Source organism: Methylobacterium tardum (genome assembly GCF_023546765.1).
Taxonomy (GTDB): Bacteria; Pseudomonadota; Alphaproteobacteria; order Rhizobiales; family Beijerinckiaceae; genus Methylobacterium; species Methylobacterium tardum.
Window position 1 is genome coordinate 4,783,134 of sequence record NZ_CP097484.1, and the last position, 26,129, is coordinate 4,809,262.

24 protein-coding genes and 1 pseudogene are annotated in these 26,129 nt (G+C 70.6%); 14 read left to right on the top strand and 11 right to left on the bottom strand.

What is annotated here, in order from left to right; genetic code table 11:
- Positions 1 to 49: 49 nt before the first annotated feature.
- Positions 50 to 2,038 (bottom strand): adenylate/guanylate cyclase domain-containing protein, encoded by a 1,989-nt coding sequence (locus M6G65_RS22925; protein WP_250102924.1) that lies wholly within the window; start codon positions 2,036 to 2,038, stop codon positions 50 to 52.
- Positions 2,039 to 2,778: 740 nt separating this feature from the next.
- On the opposite strand from M6G65_RS22925, the gene M6G65_RS22930 reads away from it, so the two are divergent.
- The 6 genes from M6G65_RS22930 (at position 2,779) to M6G65_RS22955 (ending at position 8,141) form a co-directional block, all read left to right on the top strand.
- Complete coding sequence (locus M6G65_RS22930; protein ID WP_238197627.1) at positions 2,779 to 4,722, top strand: OPT family oligopeptide transporter; 1,944 nt, start codon at positions 2,779 to 2,781, stop codon at positions 4,720 to 4,722.
- Between the two features lie 268 nt (positions 4,723 to 4,990).
- Positions 4,991 to 6,529: a DEAD/DEAH box helicase gene (locus tag M6G65_RS22935; protein WP_238197628.1), complete on the top strand. Its 1,539-nt coding sequence runs from the start codon at positions 4,991 to 4,993 to the stop codon at positions 6,527 to 6,529.
- A gap of 202 nt (positions 6,530 to 6,731) precedes the next feature.
- Positions 6,732 to 6,917, top strand: a complete 186-nt coding sequence (locus M6G65_RS22940) for a YegP family protein (protein WP_012320748.1) — start codon at positions 6,732 to 6,734, stop codon at positions 6,915 to 6,917.
- A gap of 192 nt (positions 6,918 to 7,109) precedes the next feature.
- On the top strand, positions 7,110 to 7,376 hold the full coding sequence (locus M6G65_RS22945) for a hypothetical protein (protein WP_238197629.1): 267 nt from the start codon (positions 7,110 to 7,112) through the stop codon (positions 7,374 to 7,376).
- Positions 7,377 to 7,524: 148 nt separating this feature from the next.
- Positions 7,525 to 7,662 (top strand): hypothetical protein, encoded by a 138-nt coding sequence (locus M6G65_RS22950; RefSeq protein WP_175544118.1) that lies wholly within the window; start codon positions 7,525 to 7,527, stop codon positions 7,660 to 7,662.
- A gap of 26 nt (positions 7,663 to 7,688) precedes the next feature.
- The gene (locus M6G65_RS22955; protein ID WP_250102925.1) at positions 7,689 to 8,141 is read left to right on the top strand and encodes an acyl-CoA thioesterase; all 453 of its coding nucleotides are present in this window, start codon (positions 7,689 to 7,691) and stop codon (positions 8,139 to 8,141) included.
- Here M6G65_RS22955 and M6G65_RS22960 read toward each other — a convergent pair.
- Positions 8,134 to 8,672, bottom strand: a pseudogene (locus tag M6G65_RS22960) (superoxide dismutase family protein). The gene M6G65_RS22955 and the pseudogene M6G65_RS22960 sit on opposite strands and share 8 nt — an antisense overlap.
- A 109-nt stretch (positions 8,673 to 8,781) precedes the next feature.
- Between M6G65_RS22960 and M6G65_RS22965 the strand changes: the two are divergent.
- From M6G65_RS22965 to M6G65_RS22985, 5 genes are all read left to right on the top strand, one after another.
- Positions 8,782 to 9,564 carry a TlyA family RNA methyltransferase gene (locus tag M6G65_RS22965; RefSeq protein ID WP_238197632.1) on the top strand — a complete coding sequence of 261 codons (783 nt, stop codon included), beginning with the start codon at positions 8,782 to 8,784 and terminating at the stop codon, positions 9,562 to 9,564.
- Entirely contained in the window at positions 9,561 to 10,799 is a 1,239-nt protein-coding gene (locus M6G65_RS22970) for a class I SAM-dependent RNA methyltransferase (RefSeq protein WP_238197633.1), read from the top strand. The genes M6G65_RS22965 and M6G65_RS22970 overlap by 4 nt, the downstream gene beginning before the upstream one ends.
- Positions 10,800 to 10,851: 52 nt before the next feature.
- Entirely contained in the window at positions 10,852 to 11,124 is a 273-nt protein-coding gene (locus tag M6G65_RS22975) for a hypothetical protein (RefSeq protein ID WP_192710146.1), read from the top strand.
- A 152-nt stretch (positions 11,125 to 11,276) separates the two neighbouring features.
- Positions 11,277 to 12,281 carry a magnesium transporter CorA family protein gene (locus M6G65_RS22980; RefSeq protein ID WP_238197634.1) on the top strand — a complete coding sequence of 335 codons (1,005 nt, stop codon included), beginning with the start codon at positions 11,277 to 11,279 and terminating at the stop codon, positions 12,279 to 12,281.
- 97 nt (positions 12,282 to 12,378) lie between these two features.
- Entirely contained in the window at positions 12,379 to 14,064 is a 1,686-nt protein-coding gene (locus M6G65_RS22985) for a methyl-accepting chemotaxis protein (protein ID WP_238197635.1), read from the top strand.
- 3 nt (positions 14,065 to 14,067) lie between these two features.
- Here the strand turns inward: M6G65_RS22985 and M6G65_RS22990 are convergent, their stop codons facing one another.
- The 5 genes from M6G65_RS22990 to M6G65_RS23010 all read right to left on the bottom strand — a co-directional run bounded on the left by M6G65_RS22990 (position 14,068) and on the right by M6G65_RS23010 (position 19,965).
- Positions 14,068 to 14,388, bottom strand: a complete 321-nt coding sequence (locus M6G65_RS22990; protein WP_132367091.1) for a DMT family transporter — start codon at positions 14,386 to 14,388, stop codon at positions 14,068 to 14,070.
- Between the two features lie 277 nt (positions 14,389 to 14,665).
- The gene (locus tag M6G65_RS22995) at positions 14,666 to 16,351 is read right to left on the bottom strand and encodes a B12-binding domain-containing radical SAM protein (protein ID WP_238197636.1); all 1,686 of its coding nucleotides are present in this window, start codon (positions 16,349 to 16,351) and stop codon (positions 14,666 to 14,668) included.
- A 255-nt stretch (positions 16,352 to 16,606) separates the two neighbouring features.
- Positions 16,607 to 17,413, bottom strand: a complete 807-nt coding sequence (locus M6G65_RS23000) for an SDR family NAD(P)-dependent oxidoreductase (protein WP_238197718.1) — start codon at positions 17,411 to 17,413, stop codon at positions 16,607 to 16,609.
- Between the two features lie 32 nt (positions 17,414 to 17,445).
- Complete coding sequence (locus tag M6G65_RS23005) at positions 17,446 to 18,213, bottom strand: enoyl-CoA hydratase-related protein (protein WP_250102926.1); 768 nt, start codon at positions 18,211 to 18,213, stop codon at positions 17,446 to 17,448.
- 12 nt (positions 18,214 to 18,225) lie between these two features.
- A complete protein-coding gene (locus M6G65_RS23010) occupies positions 18,226 to 19,965 on the bottom strand; it encodes an acyl-CoA dehydrogenase family protein (protein WP_238197638.1) in 1,740 nt (579 codons plus the stop codon).
- A gap of 137 nt (positions 19,966 to 20,102) precedes the next feature.
- On the opposite strand from M6G65_RS23010, the gene M6G65_RS23015 reads away from it, so the two are divergent.
- A complete protein-coding gene (locus M6G65_RS23015; protein ID WP_238197639.1) occupies positions 20,103 to 21,101 on the top strand; it encodes an L-threonylcarbamoyladenylate synthase in 999 nt (332 codons plus the stop codon).
- A 136-nt stretch (positions 21,102 to 21,237) separates the two neighbouring features.
- Here M6G65_RS23015 and wrbA read toward each other — a convergent pair whose 3' ends face one another.
- Positions 21,238 to 21,834 carry an NAD(P)H:quinone oxidoreductase gene (gene wrbA, locus M6G65_RS23020; protein ID WP_238197640.1) on the bottom strand — a complete coding sequence of 199 codons (597 nt, stop codon included), beginning with the start codon at positions 21,832 to 21,834 and terminating at the stop codon, positions 21,238 to 21,240.
- Positions 21,835 to 21,971: 137 nt separating this feature from the next.
- Here wrbA and M6G65_RS23025 point away from each other — a divergent pair, with 137 nt between their 5' ends.
- Positions 21,972 to 22,844 (top strand): LysR family transcriptional regulator, encoded by an 873-nt coding sequence (locus M6G65_RS23025; RefSeq protein ID WP_192710230.1) that lies wholly within the window; start codon positions 21,972 to 21,974, stop codon positions 22,842 to 22,844.
- A gap of 6 nt (positions 22,845 to 22,850) precedes the next feature.
- On the opposite strand, the gene greA is transcribed toward M6G65_RS23025, so the two are convergent.
- On the bottom strand, positions 22,851 to 23,324 hold the full coding sequence (gene greA / locus M6G65_RS23030) for a transcription elongation factor GreA (protein WP_250102927.1): 474 nt from the start codon (positions 23,322 to 23,324) through the stop codon (positions 22,851 to 22,853).
- A 203-nt stretch (positions 23,325 to 23,527) separates the two neighbouring features.
- Between greA and M6G65_RS23035 the strand changes: the two genes are divergently transcribed.
- Complete coding sequence (locus M6G65_RS23035) at positions 23,528 to 24,337, top strand: class I SAM-dependent methyltransferase (protein ID WP_238197642.1); 810 nt, start codon at positions 23,528 to 23,530, stop codon at positions 24,335 to 24,337.
- A 12-nt stretch (positions 24,338 to 24,349) separates the two neighbouring features.
- Here the strand turns inward: M6G65_RS23035 and acuI are convergent, their stop codons facing one another.
- Together acuI and M6G65_RS23045 are read right to left on the bottom strand one after the other, a co-directional pair.
- The gene (gene acuI, locus M6G65_RS23040; RefSeq protein ID WP_250102928.1) at positions 24,350 to 25,336 is read right to left on the bottom strand and encodes an acrylyl-CoA reductase (NADPH); all 987 of its coding nucleotides are present in this window, start codon (positions 25,334 to 25,336) and stop codon (positions 24,350 to 24,352) included.
- Positions 25,337 to 25,423: 87 nt separating this feature from the next.
- A complete protein-coding gene (locus M6G65_RS23045) occupies positions 25,424 to 26,017 on the bottom strand; it encodes a hypothetical protein (protein WP_238197644.1) in 594 nt (197 codons plus the stop codon).
- Positions 26,018 to 26,129: the final 112 nt, after the last annotated feature.

The following is a 26,129-nucleotide window of genomic DNA, read 5'->3' on the forward strand; positions in this document are numbered from 1 at the left end:
GGCCGGTTCTTCCGAACCCGCGCGCGACGCGTCGGGATCGGGCGCTCGTTCAATCCGTCGAGCCCTCCGGCAGCCCGGCCATCCGCGCCCCTTCGGCGATATGCGCATATTCCTTCACGAAGGTCGGATTTCGTGAGTAGTCGGCATTGGCCAGCGTATGCACCGTGTACCCGGGCATGAGCTTGAGGACATTGTCGATCGCGTCCTTCGCCTGCTCCTTGTGACCCAGCCACGCATGCGCCACAGCCAGATCAATATACGCAAAGAAGTACGGCGTGTGCCCGACGGATCGGTTGCACCACTTGATGGCCTCCTCCCAATGCTTCAAATGGGTGTGGGCATGGCAGATGTAATACTCCCACGCGTTCAGGAGCGGATCCTTCGGGCTCAGACGGATTGCCTTCTCGACATGCCCGAACGTCTTGTCGGCGTTTCCGTCCCAGAGATTGATGATTCCGGCAAGCGCGTGCGCAATCGCCATGTTGGGATCGTACTCGACGGCGACCGCGATCTCCCGCAGCCCCAGCGCGAAATCCTTCGTCGCACGAAGGACCTCCGCCTTCACGTAATGGGCCATCGAACTTTGCGGATTGGCCGCGAGACCTTCGTCCGCGAGCTGTAAGGCGAGCCGGGAATCGGCAGCGACATTCTTGCTGACCCGCGTGTTGACGGCTTGCGCTATGGCTCGCGCGAGGCCGATCTTGGCTTGAGGATTGTTGATGTCGATCTTCAAGCTCTGCTCGAACTTGTCGCGCGCCTCCAGCGTATTGGCGGGCGTTCGCGGCCTGTTCATGGCCGCCCAGCCGAGCATATTCAGGTCGGCGGCTGTCGGATTGAGCGAACCTTCCCGCAGGATCCTCAATCCTTCGGCCTGGCTGAGCTGGATATCCAGTGATCGCGCGAGTCTCGCAACGAACTCGGCTTGAAGCTCTCCCAATCGGCTCCGCTCACCATCGAACCGGTCGGCCCAGATGTGCGCGCCCGTCTCGGTGGAGATAAGCTGCGCATTCAGAACCACATGATCTCCGGTGCGCCGAACACTCCCTTCCAGCGCGTACCGGACACCCAGATCACGACCGAGCTGTTTCACGTCGACAGCCCTGCCCTTGTAGGTGAAGGCCGTGTTGCGCGCGATCACGAAGCTGCCGGCGAGGTGCGACAGGTCTGTGGTCAGGTCCTCGGTCAATCCATCGGCGAAGAAATCCTGCTCCGGATCGTTGCTCAGGTTGGCAAACGGCAGCACCACGATCGAGAGCGGCGGCAGCGGCTTCGGCGGCAGACCGTTCTGGACGGCGAGCGTCTGCTCCGACTTCGGGGCGGCGCGAGGCCAGAGAGACCAGACCGTACCGCCCGCGACGACGAGGATCGCGGCGCCCGCGAGGCAAGCTCCTGCGGCAACGCCGAGACCGCGGCGCGCCCGCGCCGCCGGGGCAGGAGCCGGGAGCGGAACTCCGCCGGTTGCGGCGGGCGGCTCGTCCGCGTCGTCCTCCTCATCGTCGGGCGGCGCCAAGGTCTGGACGGCCTGCGCGGAGAGGGCGAAGACGCCGATCGGGCGCGCGATGTTCTTGAGATCCAGCTTGCCCCTGTCCTCGAAGCGGTAGGGCACCTTGTCGCGCACCTGCTCGTGGACCGAGCGCGACACGCACAGCCCGCCAGGCTCGGACAAAGGTTCGAGACGCGCCGCCACGTTGACGCCGTCCCCGAACAGGTCCCCGTCCGGCTGGGCAATCACGTCGCCGACGTTGATCCCGAAGCGCAGCTTGAACCGCCTGTTATCCGGCAACGCGGACTCGAACCCGGCCATCGCCCGCTGAATGCGGATCGCACACGAGACGGCTCTCAAGGGGCTGGGGAACTCGACCAGCAGGCCGTCGCCCATCGACTTCACGATGCGCCCCTGCGCGGCCTTGATGGCAGGATCGGTGACGTCGCGTCGGAGTATTTTGAGGCGTCGTATCGTACCCGCTTCGTCGGCTCCCATCAGCCGACTGTAACCGACGATATCGGCAACGAGGATAGCCGCCAGACGCCTAGCCATCACCTTTCCGCCCTGCGCTTATGATCCGGAACGTGGCGCCTCGCTTTACTAATCATAGCATGATGGCGATGCCCAAACGCAACTCTGGAAGAGCCATTATCCGTCTTCGACGCCGGAGTGCGGATCGTCACTGATACGAAAACAGCATCGGCTCACTCTCAAACTCAAACTGAGTGGGAGACGATCGATGCTGAAGCGCATAGCCACGTCCATCAGGCGTCTTGTCGACAAGAATTGGAATGTTCGCGATCTTTGTCGGTTCGATTGCAGATGTCTCGAAGATATCGGGCTCGAACCAATGGACCTTGCCATCAGATCGGGATGGTCGTGCTCCGGTGTCAAGCACCACCCGTCCTGGGATGCCGAAGCGCGAGGCCGCAAAGTTCCTCGAATCGGATCATCTTGATCCATCTGAACGCACGCATCCTTCCTCGTTCAACCGATTCGTGCCCTCGCCGGCCTGAGCCGAACGGGCGCGCGGCGACAGGACAGGGACGCGGATTGGCGATCGTCGCTCAGGGCGCTCGCAACGTTCTAAGCCATGCTTTGAGTCAGTCTTCATTCGATCATTATTACCAATATCGGCCTATTGCTACTAGATACGCCATCATGACCGATGTTCTACTCCGCATTTTAGAGAAAAATCCTCGTAGAAAATCATCCTTTTCTGCACCGAAGCGGTTGCGACACATCGAAAATGGCTTCTAGACTGATCGCATCCACTCGCGAGTCCGATCAGCATGGCCCGCACGCCTCAACCCGCCGAACTGACGTGGCGCGGCATCGCCCTCGGGGGCGCGATCACGCTGCTGTTCACCGCCGCCAATGCCTATCTCGGCCTGAAGGTCGGCCTCACCTTCGCCACGTCGATCCCCGCCGCCGTCATTTCCATGGTGGCGCTGCAGCGCCTGCCCGGTGCCACGATTCTGGAGAACAACATTGTCCAGACCATCGCTTCGGCGGCCGGCAACCTGTCGGCCATCATTTTCGTGCTGCCGGGACTGGTGATGATCGGCTGGTGGCAGGGCTTTCCGTGGCTCACCACGGCGGGCATCACCGCGACGGGCGGGATCCTCGGCGTGATGTTCTCCGTGCCGCTGCGCCGGGCGCTCGTGGTCGAGTCCGATCTGCCCTTTCCCGAGGGCCGCGCCGCCGCGGAGGTTCTGGCCGTCGGATCGCGCAGCCGGGCCGGCGAGGCCGACAGCGCCCGCGGGCTGCGGATCCTCGCCTGGAACGGCCTCGTCTCGGCAGCCTTCGCGGCGCTCGCGCAGACCCGGCTCGTTCTCGACAGTGCCGGCACCTGGTTCCGGGTCGGAGCCGGCGCCACAGGGATCGCCGGCAACCTGTCCTTCGCGCTGATCGGCGTCGGCCACCTCGTCGGGCCCTCGGTCGGGGCCGCGATGGCTCTGGGGCTGGCGATCGCCTGGGGCGGGCTGATCCCGCTCCTCACGGCCGAGCAGCCGCTTCCGGACGTGGGCCTGGAAGAGTGGGTCAGCACGGTCTTCCGCCAGGACGTGCGCTTCTTCGGCGCCGGCGTGATGGGCGTTGCGGCGATCTGGACGCTGGTCCGGATCGCCGGCCCGGTCCTCGGCGGCATCCGCTCGGCGCTCGCCGCCGGGCGTGCCCGAAGGGCGGGTGCGGTGCTCGCCCTTGAGGAGCGCGACCTGCCGGTCGCCGCGGTCATCGCGGTTGCCGTCGCCCTGCTCGCGCCGATCGGCTGGCTGCTGTGGAGCGTGCTGGCCGGAACGCCGCTGGAGGGGCAGGCGCTGCCACTGATCGCCGGCGCGCTGCTGTTCATCCTCGTGGTCGGGCTCGGCGTGGCGGCGGTGACCGGCTACATGGCCGGCCTGATCGGCGCGTCGAACTCACCCCTGTCGGGCGTCGGGATCCTGGCCGTCCTGGCGAGCGCCGCGCTGCTGCTGGGTCTGTTCGGCCGCGCGGCGGATCCCCAGAGCACCCGGGCGCTGGTCGCCTACGCCCTGGCGGTCACCGGCATCGTGTTCGGCGTCGCCACCATCGCGAACGACAACCTCCAGGATCTCAAGACCGGCCAGCTCGTCGGCGCGACACCCTGGAAGCAGCAGGTTGCCCTGATCGTCGGCGTGGCCTTCGGCTCGGTGATCATCTCGCCGGTCCTGAACCTCCTCGGGGCAAGCTTCGGCTTTGCGGGGGCGCCCGGGGCGGGTCCGAACGCGCTCGCGGCGCCGCAGGCCGGGCTGATCTCCGCCCTGGCGCGGGGCGTACTGACCGGCGACGCCAACTGGCGCATGCTGGGTTGGGGCGCGGCCGCGGGGCTGGGCCTCGTCGCGCTGGATGCGGGGCTCGGCCGCCTGAAGGCGCTGCGCCTGCCGCCGCTCGCGGTCGCACTCGGGATCTACCTGCCGATGAAGCTGGTGCTGCCGCTGGTGGCGGGCGCCGTGATCGGCACCCTTTACGACCTCTGGGCCCGGGGCCGCCCCGATCCCGGGCGGGCCCTGCGCATGGGCACGCTCACGGCGACCGGCCTCATCGTCGGCGAGAGCCTCTGGGGCGTCGCATTCGCGCTGATCGTCTACCTGTCGGGCGACGAGGCGCCCCTGGCGGTGGCCGCCGGCGCGGATCCGGCCCCGGCGGTCGCGGCCGGCCTGCTGCTGTTCGCGGGGTCGGGCGCGGCCCTGTATCACTACGCGCGGCGTTCGGCCTGACGGCGCCGCAACCCGGCTCTGCATTGACTTCGCAGGCGCACACGGTCATATCGGCGGTGCAGCGTCAGCGGCCGTCATGGCCCGCTTGAGGGGGCTGCGTGACGGATCGGGCGCCTTCCGGCGTGATCCGGCCCCCCTCTTCATAACGTGCATGCACCCGGGCCGCCCCATCACGCGGGCTGCCCCCTGCCAACGGACCGGCTCTCCAAGCGGTATCGCTCGCAGTCTCGCGACGCGCCCGGCCGGCCCTGCTGCATCGGATACATCCTTGACCCAATTCACCGATTTCGGCCTCGCCCAGCCCGTGCTGCGGGCGCTCAGCGAGGCCGGCTACGTCGCACCGACGCCGATCCAGGCCCAGGCGATCCCGCCGGCCATGACGGGCCGCGACCTCTGCGGCATCGCCCAGACCGGCACCGGCAAGACTGCAGCCTTCGCGCTGCCGATCCTGCACCGCCTGTCGCTCTCGGACCGCCGCGCCCCGCGCCGCGGCTGCCGGGTGCTGGTGCTCTCGCCGACGCGCGAGCTCGCCAACCAGATCGCCGAATCCTTCTCGGATTACGGCCGTCACCTATCCTACACCACCACGGTGGTGTTCGGCGGCGTCACCATCAGCCGCCAGGAGCGGGCGCTCGCACCGGGCGTCGACATCCTGGTCGCCACGCCGGGCCGCCTGATCGACCTGATCGAGCGCCGGTCCCTGACGCTCGACGGCGTCGAGATCCTGGTCCTCGACGAGGCCGACCAGATGCTCGACCTCGGCTTCATCCACGCCCTCAAACGCATCGTGAAGATGCTGCCGACGCAGCGCCAAAGCCTGTTCTTCTCGGCCACCATGCCGAAGAACATCGCCGGGCTCGCATCCCAGTACCTCACCGATCCGGTCCAGGTCGCGGTGACGCCCGTCGCCACCACGGCCGAGCGGGTCGAGCAGCAGGTGATCTTCGTCCATACCGGCGCCAAGCAGGCGCTGCTGGGCCATATCCTGCGCGATCCGGCGATCGAGCGCGTCCTCGTCTTCACCCGTACCAAGCACGGGGCGGACCGGGTCGTGCGCGGCCTCGACAAGGTCGGCATCGCGGCGGCGGCGATCCACGGCAACAAGAGCCAGCCCCAGCGCGAGCGGGCGCTCGCCGCCTTCAAGGACGGCACCTGCCGGGTTCTGGTCGCCACCGACATCGCCGCCCGCGGCATCGACGTCGAGGGCGTGAGCCACGTGGTCAATTTCGACCTGCCGAACATTCCCGAGAGCTACGTCCACCGGATCGGCCGCACCGCCCGCGCCGGCGCGGACGGCCTCGCCATCTCGTTCTGCAACGACGAGGAGAAGGCCTACCTGCGCGACATCGAGCGCGTGACCCGGCAGAAGGTGCCGGTCGCGGGCTTCCCCGAGGGCTTCAACCCGCCGTCGCGTCAGGAGGCGGCCGAGATCGCTCGCGAGGAGGAGCGCCGGCCGGAGCGTCAGCAGCAGCGTCCCGGCGGCGGTCGCCAGGGCCAGCGGCCCCGTCAGCAGCAGGGCCGCCCCCAGCAGGGCCGGCCCGAAGGCGGCCGCGGGTTTGGCGGCCAGGGCGCGCCCCGTCAGGGCCGCCCCCAGGAGGGCCGGGCCGATGGCCGCGGCCACGCTCCGCAGCACGCCCCGCAGGGTCGTGAGACCCGCGCGGACCGGCCCGCCCGGCCGCAGGGTGAGCGCCCGAACCAGGGCCGCCCGAACCGGGACGCCCGGCCCCAGCGGGCGGATGCCCGCCCGCGCAGCGGCGGCAATGAGGGCCGCAGCATCGGTTGGCTGGAGCGGGCGCCCCGCTCCTGAGCCTGACGGCACCGCACGCGATCACGAAGCCGCCCGGGACGAGGCCGTCCCGGGCGGCTTTCTCTTTGTGGGTCGCTCGAGAGCTTCCATGAGGCAGCCCGCCGCGAAGGGCATCCCGTGCTCCGGCCGGAAGCTGCCCGCTCTCTTTTCACGGGAGGCCGGTCGACCCATCTCCTCCCGGATTTCACAGGGAGCCTGCACCATGCGGTTCGAACTCTACCGGGACGCGAAGGGCGAATGGCGCTGGCGCCTGCGGGCCCGCAACGGCGAGGTGATCGCGGAATCGGGCGAGGGCTATGTCCGCCGCGAGGATTGCGAGCACGGCATCGCGCTCGTGCGCCAGAGCGCCGAGGCCCGCATCGAGGACATGACGACCAAGATCGCCTGATCCGCGGGGGGCGGCCGAGTCTCGATACGAGCCAAGCCTCAACCCGCGATCAACCCTGTCCGAAACGTCGCAGCAGTTAAGCTGCAACGCTTCCGCTCGCCCATGCGTTGCAGCGGTTCGAACCGGGCGGAGGTCCTCGCGTCCCGTGCGGTTCGTCGTCCGAGACGCAGTCACACGAAGGGAGTCGAGACCGTGCTGAGGAAATTCCTGCTCGCGGCCCTGCTGGTGCTGGGCTTCGGGGCCGCGGCACCGCAGGGAGCGTCCGCCGCCCCCATCGGTCCTGGGCTTGCCCTGCCGGCCGGCGCCGCACCCGCTGTCACCGAGAAGGCCCAGTACTACTACCGCCGCCGCTTCTACGGCCCGCGCCCCTACTGGCGCCGTCCGTATTACGGCCGCCGGTTCTATGGCCCGCGTCCCTACTGGCGCCGCCCGTACTACGGCCGCCGGTTCTACTACTAAGCGCCTGCTGGCTTGACCGGCCCGGCGGCTCCCCTGAGCCGCCGGGCTTTTTCATAGCGTGATTCGGGATGCGCGGACGGCGCGCCTGCTTTATTGTGCAGGGGATGGGATAGGCCACGGCAGATCGGCCCGCCCGGGAGGACGCCCGATGAATGATATCGCGCAACGCGCCGAGCCGGCGGCGGCGACGCCGGACCTCTGGCAATCCATCCCGCTCGAATGCATTCTGAGCGCGGTCGCGGTTCTGCTGGCGGCGGGATTGAAGCTCGCCGGCCTGCTGTCCTGACGGCGCGAGGCGGGCGGATGGACGGCATGGAGCACGTCGGACCCTCAGCGGCCGGAGGTATCCCGGTGCCGCAGGATATCGGTACGCCTCAGGGCGACCTGACGGTGCGCACCATCGCCATGCCGGCCGATACCAACGCCAACGGCGACATCTTCGGCGGCTGGGTTCTCTCGCAGATGGATCAGGCCGGCGGCATCGCCGGCGTCGACCGGGCCCAGGGCCGGGTCGTGACCGTGTCGCTCAACGCCATGACCTTCATCCGGCCGGTCCGCGTGGGCGACGTCCTGTGCGTCTACACCCGGGTGTCCCATGTGGGCCGCACCTCGATGAAGATCGAGGTCGAGGCCTGGGCGCGGCGCTTCTGCACCCAGGTCCGCGAGCGCGTGACCCAGGCCACCTTCACGTTCGTGGCGATCGGCGATTCCGGCCGCCCGCGGCCGATCCCGCCGGCGGTGCCCTCGCCCCGCGCGGCTACCTGATCACCCCGCAGGCGACCCGGTCGCCGGCCCCGCCGATCGGCTGAGTCGTGTGATCGTCCTCGTTGGCGTGGATGATCAGCGCCGATCCGTCGCCGTCCTTGAGGCCGCCCTCGCCGTTGAGGGGCGTCTCGCTCGACACCTCGGCCTGGGCCGAGCCGTCCTGGCCGACATAGAGGTTCGGCAGATCGCCCTCGTCGGGACCCTCCGCGTTCAGCAGGCCGTGCTTGCTCTGGTCGTGGTTCACATGCGCCTTGGAATTCATGAACTTCGGATCCGAGCAGTCGCCTACGGCGTGGAAGTGCATGCCGTGCCAGCCGGGGGTAGGCCACCGGGCTGGATCGCGACGCGCAGGACCAGCGCGTTCGCGCCGTCGCGGATCGCCAGCCGTCCGATCGTGTCGCCCTTGGCATTCTTGATCGGGGCCTCGTAGGTCTCGGCCGCCTTGGCGGCTTCCTTCGGGGGCTCCTGCGCGAGGGCGCCGCTCGCGGCGAAGGTCCCGAGCAATGCGAGCAGCGGCAGGGTGCGGGTCATGCGGTGGCTCTCCTGTACGGCTCGGTCTAGTTAGGGAGCGCGCCGCCCTTCGACAGGGCCGCGCCGCCGAACCTCTACCGCAGCCTGACCGGGACAGCACGAAGCCCTGATGAACCGCGACCGGACCATACCGGATTCCGCCACGACCGCGGCGGCCGATCCGCCCAAGCGGCGCGCCGACCTGTTCCTCGTGGAACACGGCCATTTCGAGAGCCGGGCGCGGGCGCAGGCGGCGATCCGGGCCGGGCTCGTGCGGGTCGACGGGCGGCCGCTCACGCGCGCCTCGGACCCGATCGCTCCGGGCGCCCAGATCGAGGCGACGCCGGAGCATCCCTACGCGTCCCGGGGCGGCCTCAAGCTCGCCGCGGCCCTGGAGGCGTTCCGGCTTGATCCGGACGGCTGCACCTGCCTGGATGTCGGAGCCTCCACGGGCGGCTTCACCGACGTGCTGCTCGCCGGCGGCGCGTCCCATGTCTACGCGGTGGATGTGGGACGCGGGCAGCTCCATGCGCGCCTCGCGGCGGATCCGCGGGTGACCAACCTGGAAGGCACCGACATCCGCACCCTCGCTCCGGCCGCGCTGACGCCGCTCCCCGATCTCGCGACCGTCGACGTGAGCTTCATCGGCCTGCGTCTGGTGCTGCCGGCGCTGCCGGCGCGGCTCGCGCCGGGCTCGAGCCTCGTCGCGCTGATCAAGCCGCAATTCGAGGCCGGCCGCGCGCGGGTCGGGCGCGGCGGCCTCGTGCGGGATCCGGCGGTCCACGCGGAGGTCTGCGCGGCGGTGCGGGACGCGCTGCAGGCGCTCGGCGCCACGATCCTCGGCCTGATTGACTCGCCCGTCCCGGGCGGCGACGGCAATGCCGAATTCCTGATCGGCGCGCGATTCCCATGAGTGAGACGGTCACGATCCGGGACCTTGGCGCCCGCGGCGACGGCGTCGCGGAGGACGGGGTCCTTGTCCCCTATACGCTGCCGGGCGAGCGCGCGACGATCCGCCGGGAGGGTCGGCGGGCCGAGCTTCTGGGCCTCGAACAGGCCTCCGCCGACCGGGTCGAGCCGTTCTGCCCCTACTTCATGCGCTGCGGCGGCTGCCGGACCCAGCATCTCGCCCGGCCGGCGGAACTGGCCTGGAAGCGCGGCCTCATCGCGCAGGCCCTGTCCCAGGCCGGCCTCGACGTGGCGCCCGATCCGGCCATCGACGCGCACGGCGCCGGGCGGCGTCGGATCACGCTCCATGTCCGGGAGATCGACGGCCGGGCCGAAGCGGGCCTGATGGCGGCCCGCAGCCACGCGCTGGTGCCGATCGACCATTGCCCGATCACCGTGCCGGCGCTGCACCCCGCGCCCGAAGTGGCGCGCCGCCTCGCGGTGCCCCTCGGCCATGGCCGCAAGCCCCTCGACGTGGCCGTCAGCGCCACCGACCAGGGTCTCGACGTCGACCTTCGCGGGCACGGGCCGGTGAGTGCCGGCGTCGGCGCCGCCCTGGTGCGGATCGCCGGCGAACTCGGCTTGGCCCGGCTCTCCCTTCACGGCGAGCGGCTGATGGAGGCCGAGCCGGTCTCGGTCACCGATGGCCAGACCCGTCTCTACCCGGCCCCCGGCGGCTTCCTGCAGGCGACCGCCGCCGGGCAGGCCGCGCTCACGGATCTGACGCTGACGGCGCTGGGACCGCGCACGAAGCGCGCCGCGGACCTGTTCGCGGGGTGCGGGCCGCTGACCCTCGCGCTGGCCCGGACCGCCGCAACCCACGCGGTGGAAGCCGAGGCGGACGCCCTCGCGGGCCTCGACCGGTCGGCCCGCGCGGCGACGGGCCTGCGCGCGATCACGCGCGAGCGGCGCGACCTCTTCCGCCGGCCGCTGCTCCCGACCGAGCTCGACGCCTTCGACGCGGTGGTGTTCGATCCGCCCCGGGCCGGCGCGGAGGCCCAGGCCCGCCAGCTCGCCGCGTCGCGCGTGCCCCTGGTGGTCGGCGTCGCCTGCGATGCCGGGACCTTCGCCCGGGACGCGGCGACGCTCGTCGCGGGCGGCTACCGGCTGGAGCGGGTCACGCCGGTGGACCAGTTCCGCCATTCGGGCCACGTCGAGATGGTCGGCGTGTTTCGCCGCCCGGCCGCGCGGCGGCGCTGAAACCACGCAACCGGCGGCGCAGTTTCACGTTCTCCCGAAGATTGGAGGTCCCATGGCTCGCGGCTTACTTCGCCCGCTCGCGCTGGCTGCGCTGAGCCTCGCCTGCGCCGCGCCGCTGGCGGCACAGACCGTCGCGCCCGACCAGACCGGGACCGGCGGCGGACCGGCCTCGACCATCACGGCGCCGAACACCAACAGCCTCGGCGTGACCAAGCCGCCGGGCACGTCGCTCGGCCCTGGCGAGATTCCCTCGCGCAGGGAGCAGCGGCGCGAGCGGGCGCTGACCGACAAGATCGACGACAGCATCTGCGACGGCTGCAACTGAGGCCGCGCCGCCCCTGCGAGGCGGACGGCGATGTCACGGAAGCGTCAGAAAACACCGCCACATCCGCCGCACAGCTTGCTTCGGGACTCGGCGTGCCGGATGCGGGCTGAGCCAGCGTCGCTCCGTGACCGTTCCGCATCCGAGACCCGTTCGTGATCTTCATCCACCAGCCTGCCGTCGGCGCCGGAGCCACGCTGCTCGAGCGCCGGATCATCGACCTTCAGGACACGATCCCCGAAGACACCATCTGGCTCGACCTGATCCGACCGAGTCGCGAGGAGGAGCTGAAGGTCGAGGCCTTCGCGGGGATCGAGGTGCCCACCCGCGAGGAGATGAAGGACATCGAGCCCTCCGAGCTGCTCTACGTCGAGGACGGCGCCCGCTACATGACCGGGCGCGTGCTCTCGAAGGTGAGCGACGCCGAGGAGCCGGGGCTCGCCGGCATCACCTTCATCCTGCGCGGCAACCGGCTCGTGACCGTGCGCCACGAGGAGCCGCAGGCCTTCCGCATGTACACGCAGCGCGCCGGACGCTCGATGGGCAACGGCAGCGCCTCCGCGGCCTCCGGCGAGGCGATTCTCGCGGGCCTGATCGAGGCGGTGATCGACCGGGCGGCCGACGTGCTCCAGCTCCAGGGCGAGCGCATCGACCGTCTGTCGGGCAAGATCTTCGAGGTGCAGGAGGACCCCTCCGCCCGCAACACCGCCCTGCAGGACACGTTGCGGGCACTGGGTCGGCACGGTGACCTGATCTCGAAGCAGCGCGAGAGCCTCGTCTCCATGGAGCGGATCCTGCTCTCGCTGTCCGCCACGTACCGAACCAACAAGGCCCCGCGTGATCTGCGGGAGGATGTCCGTTCGACCCTGCGGGATCTTCAATCCCTGGAGGAGCACGCGACCTTCCTGTCTACGAAAATTCAATTCCTGCTTGATGCAACTCTTGGCCTCGTCAACCTTGAGCAGAACAACATCATCAAGCTGTTCTCGGTCATGGCCGTGGTCTTCATGCCGCCGACGCTGATCGCGTCGATCTACGGCATGAACTTTAAATCCATACCGGAACTAGATCTCTCGTTCGGATACCCGATGGCGTTGGTCATGATGGTGGTCGCTGCCGTATTTCCATACGTTTTCTTCCGATGGAAGAAGTGGCTCTAGCCACAAATGCTGGTCCAGAGCCGATAAAATATTAAGACCTCTGTGGAAGCATGTCGGAGCCTGTAGGCGCGGCTCGGCCGCGAGGACGGAATCTCCCATGCGACTCTCTCTCAAGACGGTCCTCGCCGGTGCGATCGGCCTGCTCGCCCTCGCCGCCGTCGGCCAGGGGATCGCCAGCGTCGTGACCCTGTCGGAGATCGAGCGGAACGCCAACGCGGTCTCCCAGCAGGCCCTGCCCGCGCAGAACCAGGCCGAGGCCATCGGGACGGCCGTGCGGGAGGCGCGGCTGCGCCTCTACCGGCTCGCGATCGCCTCCCCCGACCCGGCGGCCCTGGACAAGAATCAGACCGCGCTCACCGACACCCTGGCCGAACTCTCCGGGCTGCGGCAGGCCTATCAGGACCGCCTGACCAGCCCGCGGGATCGTGAGATCTACGAGCGCTTCACGACGGCCTGGAACGCCTACCAGAACATCCAGCTCCAAGTGGTCGAGCTGATGATCGCGGGCGATCAACCCGGCGCCCTCGGGCTGGTGCTGGACGGGGCAACGGCCACGCAGAACGACGCGGCGGTGGCGAGCCTGACGGAATCGATCGCCTCGGCCCGGGCGTTGACGGAAGCCAACGTCGCCGAGACCGTGCAGGCGGCGACGCGCGCCAAGCTCATCGCGATGGCCGCTACCGTGGTGGGCCTCGCGGTCGCGGCGGCCGCGATGCTGTTCGCCCTGTTCGGGATCGCGCGCCCGATCGAGCGCATGACCGGTGCGATGGGCCGGCTCGCCGAGGGCGACGAAACCGTACCGGTCCCCCACACGGGACGCGGTGACGAGATCGGCGCGATGGCGGCGGCCGTGCAGGTGTTCAAGGACAACCTGATCCACACCCGCGCGCTGGAGCGCGACACGGCCCTGGCGCGGGAAGGCGCCGAGGCGCAGCGCCGGCGCGCCGTCCACGCGATGGCCGAATCGTTCGAGGCCGCGGTCGGCGGCGTGCTGGCGCGGGTGTCGGACGCCGCCCTCGGCCTGCGGGCCGAGGCCGAAGCCATGACCAGCACCGCCACCCACACGGCCGAGCGCTCGGCGACGGTGGCGGGGGCGGCGCAGGAAGCCGCCATGCATGTCGGCACGGTCGCGGCGGCCGCGGAGGAACTCGGGGCCTCGGTCCTGGAGATCGGCCGGCAGGTGGACGGCTCGGCCGAGCTGGCCCGGGGCGCGGTGGTCCAGGCGGGCGAGACGGCCGGCCTGGTGCAGGAGCTGAGCTCCGCCGCGGGCCGGATCGGCGACGTCGTGCGCCTCATCACCGACATCGCCGGCCAGACCAATCTGCTGGCCCTCAACGCCACGATCGAGGCCGCCCGGGCGGGCGACGCGGGGCGCGGCTTCGCGGTGGTCGCCAGCGAGGTGAAGCAGCTCGCGGCCCAGACCGCCCGGGCCACGGAGGAGATCGCCGGTCAGGTCGGCCGCATCCAGGGCGCGACGGGTCAGACCGTGGGCGCGATCGACGACATCGCGACGCGCATCCGCGAGATCGACAGCGTGGCGACCTCGATCGCGGCGGCCGTGGAGCAGCAGGGCGCGGCGACCCGGGAGATCGCCCGCAACGTCGCCGAGGCCGCATCCGGGACCGGTGCCGTCACCGGCACGATCGACGAGGTCGCGCGGGCGGCCGACGACACGGGCTCCGCCGCGACGCGGATGCTCGCCTCGGCGGCGAGCCTCTCGGAGCAATCCGCCGAGCTGCGCCGGGAGATCGACGCGTTCCTGCAGACGGTGCGCGCCGCCTGAGGCTCAGCCCGGGCTCGACAGCTTCATCAGGACGAGCCCGGAGCCGATCAGGCCGGCGGCGAGGATCCGGCTGGCGCTCGCCTGTTCCCCGAGAACGGCGATGCCGACCAGGAACGCGCCGACCGCGCCGATGCCGGTCCAGATCGTGTAGGCGGTCCCCAGGGGCAGCGTGCGCATGGCCAGCGCCAGGAAGCCGACGCTGCCGGCCATCGACACGGCCATGATCGCGGTCGGCCAGAGGCGCGTGAAGCCGGCGGACTGCTTCATCGCGAAGGCCCAGACGACCTCCAGCACGCCCGCGGTGACGAGATAGATCCAGGCCATGCGGCCCTCCTGAAAGGGCCGGGCCGTCCCGGACTTGTACCCCGCCTGCGGGGAGGACGTGGCCTCGCGGGGGCTCAGCTAAGGTCGATCGGCTAAGCCTGCAAGCGCGGCGACATCAGATCCCACGCACCGCCCTCATCCTGAGGTGCCGCGTCAGCGGCCGCGAAGGAGGGCTCCAGGGATCGCGGCGGCCTCTGGAGGCCTCCTTCGAGGCCTCCGCTGCGCTCCGGCACCTCAGGATGAGGAGGCCGGTGTGATACCCTGAACAGGCGACCCGTCAGGCCACCGCCGCGAGGTGCTTGACCTCGGCCTTGGCCACCACCTTGCCGACCGGCGGCGCCTTGCAGGTCTCGGCCTCGGGCGCCAGGACCGGCGGCTGCACCCAGCGGCCGGCATCGAGGTCGGCGATCCGGCCGTTGATCTCGCGGATGACGTAGCGCGAGAACGGGTAGACGTGCAGGTAGATCACCATGTTGGTGACCACCGCCTCCAGGGCGGCCGGGTTGCGGCGGGCGGTCTCCAGGAACACGCTCCAGAAGTGCTTGGCGAGTTCCGGACGCCGCACGGTCATCCGCCAGCACACGCGCAGCAGCGAATAGAGATCGTGGGCGATGTGGCGCCAGTTGAGCTTCTGCGCGGCGAATTTCGGCCGCTTCACCTGCCGCGCGACCACGCGCACGCGGTCGAAGAAGTTCGGCGGGTCGTAGATCTCCTGGAGGACGTCGCGGTAATCGGCCAGCACGTCGCGCTGCGGACGCAGGGTCACGAAGTTGATGCCCTGCGTGCACTGGTCGCCCTGGTCGGCCGTGGTCGCCGCGTAATTCTCGTAGAGGCGGCCCTCCTTGCGCAGGCGGCGCGAGAGCTGCGTGTTCGGCAGCGCGAACAGCAGGCCGACCATGGCGATCGGGATGCCGGTCTGGCTGATGCACAGCGACATCGCCTTGCTGATGCTGTCCTTCTCGGTGTCAAAGCCGACGATGAAGCCGGCCGTGACGAACATGCCGTGCTCGTAGAGCTTGTGCACGCTGTCGGCGATCGAGCGCTTGGTGTTCTGCTTCTTCTGCGTCTGGATCAGCGTCGCCTCGTCGGGCGTCTCGATCCCGGTGAACAGGGCGAAGAAGTTCGCGTCCCGCATCATCCCGAGCAGTTCGTCATCGTCCGCGAGGTTAAGCGAGGCCTCGGTGGAGAACTTGAACGGGTAGCCGTGTTCCTCCTGCCACTTGATCAGGTGGGGCAGGAACAGCTTGATCGCCTTCTTGTTGCCGATCAGGTTGTCGTCGACGAAGTCGACATGGCCGCGATAGCCGAGGCCGTAGAGCCGGTCGAGCTCGGCCAGCATCTGCGGCGTAGTCTTGGTCCGCGGGGCCCGGCCGTAGAGCTCGATGATGTCGCAGAACTCGCAGGTGAACGGGCAGCCGCGGGAGAACTGGACGCCGATATAGAGGTAGTGGCTGAAGGTCAGCAGGTCGAAGCGCGGGATCGGGCTCTTGGTGACGTCGGCCTTGAACTTCTCGGCCGTGAGCCGGCCGCGGCGCTCACCCGCCTCCCAGGCGGCCACGAACTTGTCGAGGATGCCCTCGGCCTCGCCCAGCACCAGGAAATCGGCCTTGTCGTAGACTTCCGGCGTCGAGGTCGGCGCGGGGCCGCCGACGCAGACCGGGGTGCCGAGGGCCACGCAGCGGTCGATGACCACGAGGCAATCCGGCTCCTGGGGCAGCATGCCGCCGGTCATCACGAGGTCGGCCGCCTGGATCTGCGCGTCCGTCAGCTCCTCGCAGTTGCGGTTAACGAGCGTCACCTGCCAGGCCGGCGGCAGCATCGCGGCGAGCGTGATCAGGCCCAGAGGCGGTGCGGGCGCGCGGGCGCCCTGCAGCTCCATGGCCTCTTTGAAGTTCCACATCGAGTTTTCGTAGAACTTCGGGAACACCATCAGCACGCGCGGCGCCGTGTTCGCTTCCGACATGCCAGTTCCCTCGTTCATACGCGTGGCCCAACTCCGATCAGAGATCGATGCGGACGCAGGATCGACCCCTGACCTGCGGGCGAATTAAGGCCGTTTTTCGCTCCCGCAGCAATCGGAGCGCCGATTGCGCCAAGACGCCCGCCCGGACGCCGCAAAGCAACCCTGCCGAGCCCCGCCGCCGGGTCGGCGATCCGATTACCCGGACGCTGCGCCCTTTGCGCGACACATCGCGACTTCGGCAAGATCCGGGAGCCGTCAGGGCGCGATTCGGAACCGCTCCGGCTGCGCGCCGTCCGCATCGGTGAAGCCGTAGATTCGGGCGAGGTCGCCGGCATGCAGCACCGCGCCGGCCCGGCCCGCGATGTCCGGGTCGGCCGCCAGAGCGGCGAGCGCCCGGCCCGCATAGAGCGGTCCTTCTGTGGCGAGCCCATCCTGCCCGAGATCGCGCGCCCGCTCGGTGGCGACGAAGCCCGGCGAGAGGCCGAGCGCGGTCACGCCGTGCGGCGCCAGTTCCCGGGCGAAGGCCAGGGCGAGCCGGTTGGTGGCGGCCTTGGCGGAATCGTAGAAGACGTCGCCGAGGTAATCCTCGGTTCCGAAGGAGACCAGCGCGATCAGGCCGGAACGCGCCGCCACCATGGCGGGCGCGACCGCACGCGCGAGCAGCAGCGCCGGCAGCGGACCGGCTTCCAGGAAGCCGAGATAGGGCTCGGCCGAGCGGCGCCAGAACGGCGTGCCCCAGTCGGCGCCATCCGGGTAGCGCTCGCCGTCGTAGCCCTCGTTCCCGCCCCAGACGCTGCAGGCCGCGACGTCGATCCGGCCGAAGCGGCGCAGCACCCAGTGGACCAGGGTGTCGGTGGCGCGCTCGGAGCGGTGATCGCAGATGTAATGATGCCCGCGGCCGCCGGCGGCATCGACCATCCGGGCCGTGTCCTCGATCGATTCGGGCCGCATCTCGGTCCGTGCGCCGGTCTCGCTGGACCGGGCGGTGACGATCACGGTGGCCCCCGCCTCTCCGAGAGCCCGGGCGAGGCCCCGGCCGACGCCCCGCGAGGCCCCCGCCACGAGGCAGATCTTCTGGGAAAGGTCCGGCGCGCTCACGCCGAGGACGCGGGCTTCGACCGGGACAGGAAGGCAGCGAGCCGCTCCTGGGATTCGGGCGAGCGCAGCTGCGCGTCGAAGGCCTTGGCTTCCGCCTCCAGCGCGGCCTCGACCTGCGCCTGGTCGCCCCGGATCAGGGCGCGGGAGGCCGCCAGCGCCCCGCGCGGCAGGGCGGCGAGGCGCGCGGCCTGCGCGATCGCCTGCTCGACCAGCATGTCGGCCGGCAGGACCGCGTTGACGAGGCCGAGCGCCTGCGCCTCGTCTGCGTCGAGGGGCCGGGACAGGAGCAGCAGCTCGGTGGCCCGGAGCCGTCCGACCCGCAGGGGCAGCAGGTAGCTCGAGGCCGCCTCCGGCACGAGGCCGAGTTCCACGAACGGCATGCGCAGCCGCGCCGCCGGGCTCGCGTAGACTAGGTCGCAGTGCAGGCAGAGCGTCGCGCCGATCCCCACCGCGATCCCGTCGACCGCCGCCACCATCGGGGTGCGGGTGCGGGCGAGCTGGCGGATGAAGGCCAGGGCCGGCGAGGCGGTGAACCCGTCCCCGGCATGCCCCATGAAGTCGGTGAGGTCGTTGCCGGCGCTGAACATGCCGGGCTGCCCGGCGAAGACCACGGCACCGACCTGGTCCGAGGCATCCGCCTCGACCAGCGCCTCCCGCATGGCGTCGTACATCGCGCCGGTCAGCGCGTTCTTCTTCTCCGGACGGTTCAGGGTGATCAGGCGGACGCCGCCCTGGAGATCGCCGATCGCGACGGTATCGGCCATGATCCGCTCCCCTCAAACCGCCAGCGCCAGCGCGGCATCGTCCGTGAAGGCGCCGCCCGCCACGACACTCTGCTCCAGCCCCTCGGCTGCGGTCAGCAGGTTCTCGGCATAGAAGCGCGCGAGGGCGATGCGGCCGGCATGGGCCGGATCGGTCTCGCCGGCCTTCAGGGCGGCGCTGGCGGCGAGCGCGCTCCGGGCGAGGCAGGCGCCGCCGAGAACCAGGCCGAACAGGCGCAGGTACGGCGTCGCGCCGGCGAGCGCCGTCTCCGGACGGTTGGAGCGCAGCGCCGCGAGCTGGTGGCTCGTCGCCCGGTCGAGGCTGCCGATCCCGTCCCGCAGCCGCGCCGCCATCTGGCCGAAGGCGGGATCGCCGGCCTTGAGCAGCCCCTCCGCCGCCTTGCGCATCCAGGCGATCTGCGACCGGGCCGTGGCGCCGCCGTTGAGCGGCAGCTTGCGGGCGGTGAGGTCGATGGCCTGGATGCCGTTGGTGCCCTCGTAGATGCCGAGGATGCGGGCGTCGCGCATGAGCTGCGCCGCCCCGGTCTCCTCCACGAAGCCCATGCCGCCATGGACCTGCACGCCGAGCGAGGTGACCTCGTTGGCGAGATCCGTCGCGAACGCCTTCGCCACCGGTGTCAGCAGGGAGGCGCGGTCCAGAGCGGGCTGCCCCTCCGGCCCCTTCGACGCGTCGAGGGCGGCGGCGGTGAGGTAGCAGATCGCGCGGGCGGCGGCCGTGGAGGCCTTCATGGTGAGCAGCATCCGCTGCACGTCCGGATGCGCGGCGATCGGGCTCGTCGCCTCGGCGGCGCCGATCGCCCGTCCCTGCCGGCGCTCCTGCGCGTAGGCGAGCGCCCGCTGGGTCGCGGCCTCGGCCACGCCGACGCCCTGCAGGCCGACATTGAGCCGGGCCGCGTTCATCATCGTGAACATGCAGGCCAGCCCCTTGTTCTCCTGCCCGATCAGCCAGCCGGTGGCGCCGCCCTGGTCGCCGAACGCCATGGAGCAGGTCGGCGAGGCGTGGATGCCAAGCTTGTGCTCGATGCCGGAGCAGCGCAGGTCGTTGCGGGTGCCATCCGGCAGCACCTTCGGCACGAGGAACAGCGAGATGCCCCGCGTGCCCGCCGGCGCGTCCGGCAGCCGGGCCAGCACGAGGTGGACGATGTTCTCGGCGAGGTCGTGCTCGCCGTACGTGATGTAGATCTTGTTGCCGGTGATCCGGTACGTGCCGTCGCCTACGGGGACGGCCCGGGTCCGCAGCAGCGCGAGGTCGGAGCCCGCCTGCGGCTCGGTCAGGTTCATGGTGGCGGGCCACTCGCCCGAGACCAGCTTCTCGAGGTAGCGCGCCTTCAGGTCGTCGGAGCCGTGGGCCGCCAGCGCCTCGATGCCGCCCTGGGTCAGGAGCGGGCAGAGCCCGAAGGCGAGGTTGGCGCCGTTCCACATCTCGGTGCAGGCGGCCTCGATCAGCTTCGGCAGGCCCTGCCCGCCGTGATCGGCCTCCGCCGAGAGCCCGTTCCAGCCGCCCTCCGTGAAGGTGCGGTACGCCTCCCGCCAGCCCGGCGGGGTGGTGACGCGCCCATCCGCGAACGGGGTGCCGTGCCGGTCGCCGACGCGGTTGAGCGGCGCGATCACCCCGGCGGCGATCCGCCCGGCCTCGGTGAGGATCGCCTCGGCATCGTCGGGGTCGACCGCGTCGAGCCCGACCACGTGCCGGAGGGTGAACAGCATCTCGGGGACCGGGGCGCGGTAACTCATACGATCCTCCCTCAGCGCGGCCCGCCCGTTCGTTACCCCCGGGGCGGGTTTGACCGCGCCCGCGAACCGGGGCTACGGCGGCCCGAGAATAGGCGCACGCGCCGCGCGCCGCCATCATCTTGGGAACGGCTTTTCGCATGAACGATCCCGGGTCAACGGTCCCGGCCGCGACCCGGCGGCTCGGCCCGGACGCCTCCGGCCTCGCCGAGGCCGCCGCGCTGCTGCGGGCCGGCGGTCTCGTGGCCTTTCCCACCGAGACCGTCTACGGGCTCGGGGCGGACGCCACCGACGCCGATGCGGTGACGCGGATCTTCGCCGCCAAGGACCGGCCGCGCTTCAACCCGCTGATCGCCCACCTGCCGGAGGCGGAAGCCGCCTTCGCGGAAGGTGACTTCGACGAACACGCGCGCCGCCTCGCGGAGGCCTTCTGGCCGGGTCCGCTGACCCTGGTGGTACCGGCTCACCCGAAGACGCAAATCTCCGATCTCGCCCGCGCCGGCCTGCCGAGCGTCGCCCTGCGGGTTCCGGCGCATCCGCTCGCCCAGGCCCTGCTGGCCGGCGTCGGCCGCCCGGTCGCGGCGCCCTCGGCCAACCGGTCCGGACGGGTCAGCCCGACCCGGGCGGACCACGTCCTTGCGGATCTCGCGGGCCGGATCGGCGCCGTGCTCGACGGCGGCGACACGCAGGTCGGCGTCGAATCGACCGTGGTGGCGTGTCTCGGCGGGACGCCCCGGCTGCTGCGGCCCGGCGGGATCACCCGCGCAGCGCTGCGCGACATCCTCGGCCTTGAACCGGCCGTGCCCGCATCCGCGGATGCCGACCGCCCGGCCGGCCCCGGCATGCTCGCCTCGCACTACGCTCCCCGCGCGCGGGTCCGCCTGAATGCGGCACAGATCGAGCCGGGCGAGGCGGTGCTGCTGTTCGGATCGGCACGCCCGGCGGGTCACAAGCGGGCATGCGCCGCGCTCAACCTCAGCCCGTCGGGTGATCTCGCCCAGGCGGCGGCGCGGCTGTTCGGCGCCTTGCGTGATCTCGACGCAAGCGGCGCCGACACGATAGCGGTGGTGCCGATCCCCGCCGAAGGATTGGGCGAGGCTATCGGCGACCGCCTCGCCCGGGCCGCGGCGCCGCGCTGAGAGCAGAGATTTTTTCGGTGGCGACGGAACAGATATCGCCGCCATCCGTTTATTGATCACGAAGGCCTTCTCAGCCCCCAAATGGCCTTTTCCTTCCAGGCTCGGAGCAATCCGAGCCTTTTTTCTTGGGCTTCTCTCAGGCCAGCTTGGCGGCGATCCCGGCGACGTGCCGGCCCTGGAAGCGGGCGCCCTCCAGTTCCACGGCGCTGGGCTGGCGGGAGCCGTCGCCGTCCGCGATCGTGCTGGCGCCGTAGGGGGTGTTGCCCTTGACTGCCTCGACGCCGGCCTGGCCCTGGAAGCTATAGGGCAGGCCGACGACAACCATGCCGTGGTGGAACAGCACCGTGTGGAAGCTCGTCAGGGTGGTCTCCTGGCCGCCGTGCTGCGAGGCGGTCGAGGTGAAGACCGAGCCGACCTTGCCGACCAGCGCGCCCTTCATCCACAGCCCGCCGGTCTGGTCGATGAACTGCTTCATCTGCGAAGCCATGTTGCCGTAGCGGGTCGGCGTGCCGAAGATGATGGCGTCGTAGTCGGCCAGCTCGGCCACGGTGGCGATTGGCGCGGCCTGATCGAGCTTGAAGTGGTTCTGCCGGGCGACCTCCTCGGGCACCAGCTCGGGCACCCGCTTCACCACGACCTCGGCCCCGGTCTCGCGCGCACCCTCGGCGACGGCGTAGGCCATCTGCTCCACGTGCCCGTAGGTCGAGTAGTACAGCACCAGAACCTTGGCCATGCGGTGGTCTCCCATCCCGTGTCTCGAACAGCCCGGCGAATCGTTCGCCGGTGCGGTGCCCTCCATGGCGCGTTTCACGCTTTGCAAAAATGCCCCGCGGCGCAAGAGTGGTCTTGCATTGACGCAAGGGTCAGAACGTGTCGCTGGATTGGGACGAATTCCGGTTTGTGAAGTCCGTGGCGGATCACGGCGGCCTGACGGCGGCGGCCGCGCAGCTCGGGATCAACCACTCGACGGCATTCCGGCGGCTCGCGGCGGTGGAGGCGAAGCTCGACGCGCGGCTGTTCGAGCGCCTGCGCACCGGCTACGTCCCGACTCCGGCGGGTCAGGCGATGATCGCGGCGGCCGCCCGGATCGAGACCGACGTCACGCAGTTCGCCCGCGCGATGGCGGGCCGCGGCGAGACGCCGTCGGGGGAACTGCGCGTGACCGCGCCCGCCGGCTTCGCGGCCGATCTGCTCATGCCGGTCCTGGCTGATTTCAGCGCACGCTACCCGGAGATCCGGATCGACCTGCTCCTCACCGAGGAGGCGCTCAACCTGTCGCGCCGGGACGCCGATGTGGCGATCCGTGTGAGCCGGGAACCGAGCGAGACCCTGGTCGGGCGTCGCTTGGCCGCCACGGCCTGGGGGCTCTACGGCCGGGCCGACCGGGAGTATGGCGACCTGTCCCGGGAGGCCTGGGTCTGCCCAGGTCCCGGAGTGGCGAACGGCTCGTTCATGCGGTTCGTCGCCGCCCGCGCTCCGGCCGACCGGATCCGGCTGCAGCTCAACACGGTGACGGGTCTCGACGCGGCGGTCTCGGCCGGCCTCGGGATCGGTCCACTGCCCTGCTTCGTGGCCGATGCCAACCCGGCCTTGCGCCGCCTGTCCGGCCCCTATCCGGAACTCGGGGCCGATCTCTGGGTGCTGACGCATCCCGACCTGCGCCACGCGGCGCGGGTCCGGGTCTTCATGGAGCATTTCGCCGAAGCGATGCTTCCCTTGCGGGCGCGGTTCGAGGGCCGGTGATCCGGCTCAGCGGATCTCGGCGACCTCGACCTCGTGGCCGTTCACCTCGACCACGTCGCCGACGGCCCTGCCGGTGATCGCCCGGGCGAGCGGCGCCACGTAGGAGATCGATCCCTTGTGCGGGTCGGCCTCGTCCTCGCCGACGATCCGGAAGGTCTGCCGGCTCTCCTTGCCGGTCTCGTCCTCGCGTACGATCGTAACGGTGGCGCCGAAATGGACGGTGTCGCCGCCCTTGGGCTCGGCGAGCTGTGCGGTGTTCTTGCGCGCCGCCCAGTAGCGCAGATCGCGCCCAATCCGGGAATCCTCGGCCTTGTCGGCGGGATCCAGGGAGGCGACTTCCTTCTCCAGGCGCGCGACCTCGGCCTCGATCTGCGCGAGGCCTTCCGGGGTGACGAAGTTGGTATGGGGCGAGATCGGCCGATCCGGCAGATTCTCGAACGCTTCCCCGCCCTCGGGCTCTTTGACGAATGCGACGCTCATAAAAAAGGTAACCCGTCAGGTACGGCAAAGGTTCCAGCCGGGCCGCGAAACCTGCCGCCTCACGCCGGCTCGGCAGCGCCGGCCATCGCCTCGAACCGAGCGCACGATCGGACTTCCGAGCCATCGAACAGGCCGCGGCATCGCGCCTGGCGTGGTTCGGGGCCGGCGCCGTACGATCGACCGGGAATCACCCGGAGCAGCCGATGACCTCCCCCTCCCCGGCCGACGCCATCGTAGCCAACCGCCGAGCCTGGGACGCCTCCGCCCCGCTCCATCGCGACGACCCGTCCTGGGAGCGCCTGAAGCAGCATTTCGCGCGCGATCCCGGCTTCTCGTGGTTCGATCCGCCCATGGAGGCGGCCCTGCGGGCGATCGGCCTCGGTGATCGTGCGGTCGCCCATCTCTGCTGCAACAACGGTCGGGAGACGGTGTCGCTCATGAACCTGGGCGCCCGGGAGGCTGTCGGCTTCGACCAGTCGGTCGCCTTCCTGGATCAGGCCCGGGACTTGGCGGCGGTGGCCGGGCGCGCCTGCACGTTCGTGGCGGGGGACGTGCACGCGATCGAGGCCCGGTACGACGGCGCCTTCGACCTCGTGGTGATCACGATCGGCGTGCTCGGCTGGATGCCGGATCTCGCCCGGTTCATGGCCGTGCCGGCGCGCCTGCTGCGCGCGGGCGGGCGGATCCTCATCCACGAGGAACACCCCGTGGTGAACATGTTCGAGCCGCGGGCGGAGCCGCCGCTCCTCGTCAGGCACTCCTACTTCCGCCCGACACCCTTCGTCGGCGAGGACGCGATCGTCTACGGGAACGGCCCGGCGCCGCGGGTCGGTCCCCATTACTGGTTCGCCCATCCCCTGGGCTGCGTGGTCGAGGCCCTGATCGGCTCGGGCCTCGCGATCGAGCGGCTCCGCGAGTTCCCGGACAACATCAGCTCGGCGGCCTGCGAGTCACTCGCGGCCGGCCGGATGCTGCCGATGAGCTACCTGCTGCAGGCCCGGAAGGCGCCGTGAGGCCCGCCGCCTCTACGCCACCTCGACCACGATCCGCCCCCGGACCTTGCCGGCCAGGATCTCCGCGCCGAGCCGGCCGACCTCCTCCAGGCGGACCTTGCTGGTCATGGTGGCGAGCTTGCCGAGGTCGAGTTCCCGGGCGAGCCGCGCCCAGGCCTCGCGGCGCTTCGGCTGCGGGGTCGTGACGCTGTTGATGCCGAGGAGCGAGACGCCGCGCAGGATGAACGGCGCCACGGAGGTGGGCAGATCCATGCCCTGCGCCAGCCCGCAGGCGGCGACCGCACCGTCGGCCTTGGTCATGGCGAGCACGTTGGCGAGCGTCGTGGAGCCGACCGCGTCGACACCCGCCGCCCAGCGCTCCTTGCCGAGCGGCTTGCCGGGCTTCGACAGCTCCGCCCGGTCGAGGATCTCGGCGGCCCCGAGCCCCTTCAGGTAATCGGATTCGCCGTCGCGGCCCGTGGAGGCGATCACGTGCCAGCCGGCCCGGGCGAGCAGCGCCACCGCCACCGAGCCGACGCCGCCGGAGGCGCCGGTGACGATCACCGGGCCGTGCTCCGGCTTCACGCCATGGGCGTCGAGCGCCATGCAGCACAGCATCGCCGTGTAGCCGGCGGTGCCGACCGCCATGGCCTGCTCCGGCGTCAGGCCCTGCGGCAGCGGCACCAGCCAGTCGCCCTTGACCCGGGCGCGCTGCGCGTAGGCGCCGAGATGGGTCTCGCCAACGCCCCAGCCGGTGAGCACCACGGCGTCGCCCGGCTTGTACGCGGGGTGATCCGAGGTCTCGGCGACCCCCGAGAAGTCGATGCCGGGGATCATCGGGAAGCGGCGCACCACCGGCGACGTGCCGGTGAGCGCGAGGCCATCCTTGTAGTTCAGGGTGGAGTGCGTCACCCGCACGGTGACGTCGCCGTCCATCAGGTCGGCATCGTCGAAATCCCGGAAGGCGAGGCTCTGGCCGCCCTCGTTCTTCTCGACCACCCAGGCCTTGAACGTCCCCATCGTCACCTCCCGTGTTGCGCGGTGAGGTGTGGCCGGGCCGTCCGGAATCAAGGCGGCCCGGACACGTCGCCCGGGCCGCGCCTCCGATCAGTAACCTTCGTAGCGGCTGCCGTAGGAGAAGCCGAGGCCGACGCCGATATCCGACGAGCTGGCACCGGTGATGCCGACCGCATCGGGGATCGAGCCGACGAGCGGACCACCCGCATAGGCAGCAGGGGCGTAACCGCCGCCGTAGCCGCCTCCGGCCGGCACCCAGCCGGAGCGGGCCGGCGCCACGAGCACCCGGCGGCTCACGCTGGCGTATTCCGGCGGGATCGTCTCGGGGATCGACTGGGCCGGACGCACCAGCACGGTCCGGGTGCGCACCGCGAAGCGCGGCGGCGTGGTCACCCAGCAGCCGACCAGCTCACCGCCGGGACCGCGGCTGGTCTGCCAGAAGCGGCCGCCCGGCGAGACCATGACGCGCTCGGACACGGTGTCGTAGACCGGCGGCGTGGTCCGGTAGACCGTGCGCGGCGGACGCACCAGCACGTTCTCCTGCACGGTGTCGTAGACCGGCGGCGTGACCACGTGGCGGTAGCATTCGGAACTGTAGCAGCCGCCGGCCTGGGCGGGTGCGGCGAGGAGCAGGCCGCCGAGAGCGGCGGCAAGAAGAGTGATGCGAGCGACCGGCGCGGTCATGGACGTCCTCTGGTACGCGATACTGGCGAGAAGCGACGCGGAAGCGACGCCCGTCTCGACGTACTAGAGGCCCGACTCGTTGCCTTGCGCGCAAGCATTATCCGAATCGAAG

Bases quoted from the DNA above. Each gene is read 5' to 3' on its own strand.
- M6G65_RS22925 (WP_250102924.1), bottom strand. From the start codon at position 2,038: ATGGCTAGGCGTCTGGCGGCTATCCTCGTTGCCGATATCGTCGGTTAC.
- M6G65_RS22930 (WP_238197627.1), top strand. From the start codon at position 2,779: ATGGCCCGCACGCCTCAACCCGCCGAACTGACGTGGCGCGGCATCGCC.
- M6G65_RS22940 (WP_012320748.1), top strand. From the start codon at position 6,732: ATGCGGTTCGAACTCTACCGGGACGCGAAGGGCGAATGGCGCTGGCGC.
- M6G65_RS22950 (WP_175544118.1), top strand. From the start codon at position 7,525: ATGAATGATATCGCGCAACGCGCCGAGCCGGCGGCGGCGACGCCGGAC.
- M6G65_RS22955 (WP_250102925.1), top strand. From the start codon at position 7,689: ATGGAGCACGTCGGACCCTCAGCGGCCGGAGGTATCCCGGTGCCGCAG.
- M6G65_RS22965 (WP_238197632.1), top strand. From the start codon at position 8,782: ATGAACCGCGACCGGACCATACCGGATTCCGCCACGACCGCGGCGGCC.
- M6G65_RS22970 (WP_238197633.1), top strand. From the start codon at position 9,561: ATGAGTGAGACGGTCACGATCCGGGACCTTGGCGCCCGCGGCGACGGC.
- M6G65_RS22975 (WP_192710146.1), top strand. From the start codon at position 10,852: ATGGCTCGCGGCTTACTTCGCCCGCTCGCGCTGGCTGCGCTGAGCCTC.
- M6G65_RS22985 (WP_238197635.1), top strand. From the start codon at position 12,379: ATGCGACTCTCTCTCAAGACGGTCCTCGCCGGTGCGATCGGCCTGCTC.
- M6G65_RS22990 (WP_132367091.1), bottom strand. From the start codon at position 14,388: ATGGCCTGGATCTATCTCGTCACCGCGGGCGTGCTGGAGGTCGTCTGG.
- M6G65_RS22995 (WP_238197636.1), bottom strand. From the start codon at position 16,351: ATGTCGGAAGCGAACACGGCGCCGCGCGTGCTGATGGTGTTCCCGAAG.
- M6G65_RS23005 (WP_250102926.1), bottom strand. From the start codon at position 18,213: ATGGCCGATACCGTCGCGATCGGCGATCTCCAGGGCGGCGTCCGCCTG.
- M6G65_RS23010 (WP_238197638.1), bottom strand. From the start codon at position 19,965: ATGAGTTACCGCGCCCCGGTCCCCGAGATGCTGTTCACCCTCCGGCAC.
- M6G65_RS23015 (WP_238197639.1), top strand. From the start codon at position 20,103: ATGAACGATCCCGGGTCAACGGTCCCGGCCGCGACCCGGCGGCTCGGC.
- wrbA (WP_238197640.1), bottom strand. From the start codon at position 21,834: ATGGCCAAGGTTCTGGTGCTGTACTACTCGACCTACGGGCACGTGGAG.
- greA (WP_250102927.1), bottom strand. From the start codon at position 23,324: ATGAGCGTCGCATTCGTCAAAGAGCCCGAGGGCGGGGAAGCGTTCGAG.
- M6G65_RS23035 (WP_238197642.1), top strand. From the start codon at position 23,528: ATGACCTCCCCCTCCCCGGCCGACGCCATCGTAGCCAACCGCCGAGCC.
- acuI (WP_250102928.1), bottom strand. From the start codon at position 25,336: ATGGGGACGTTCAAGGCCTGGGTGGTCGAGAAGAACGAGGGCGGCCAG.
- M6G65_RS23045 (WP_238197644.1), bottom strand. From the start codon at position 26,017: ATGACCGCGCCGGTCGCTCGCATCACTCTTCTTGCCGCCGCTCTCGGC.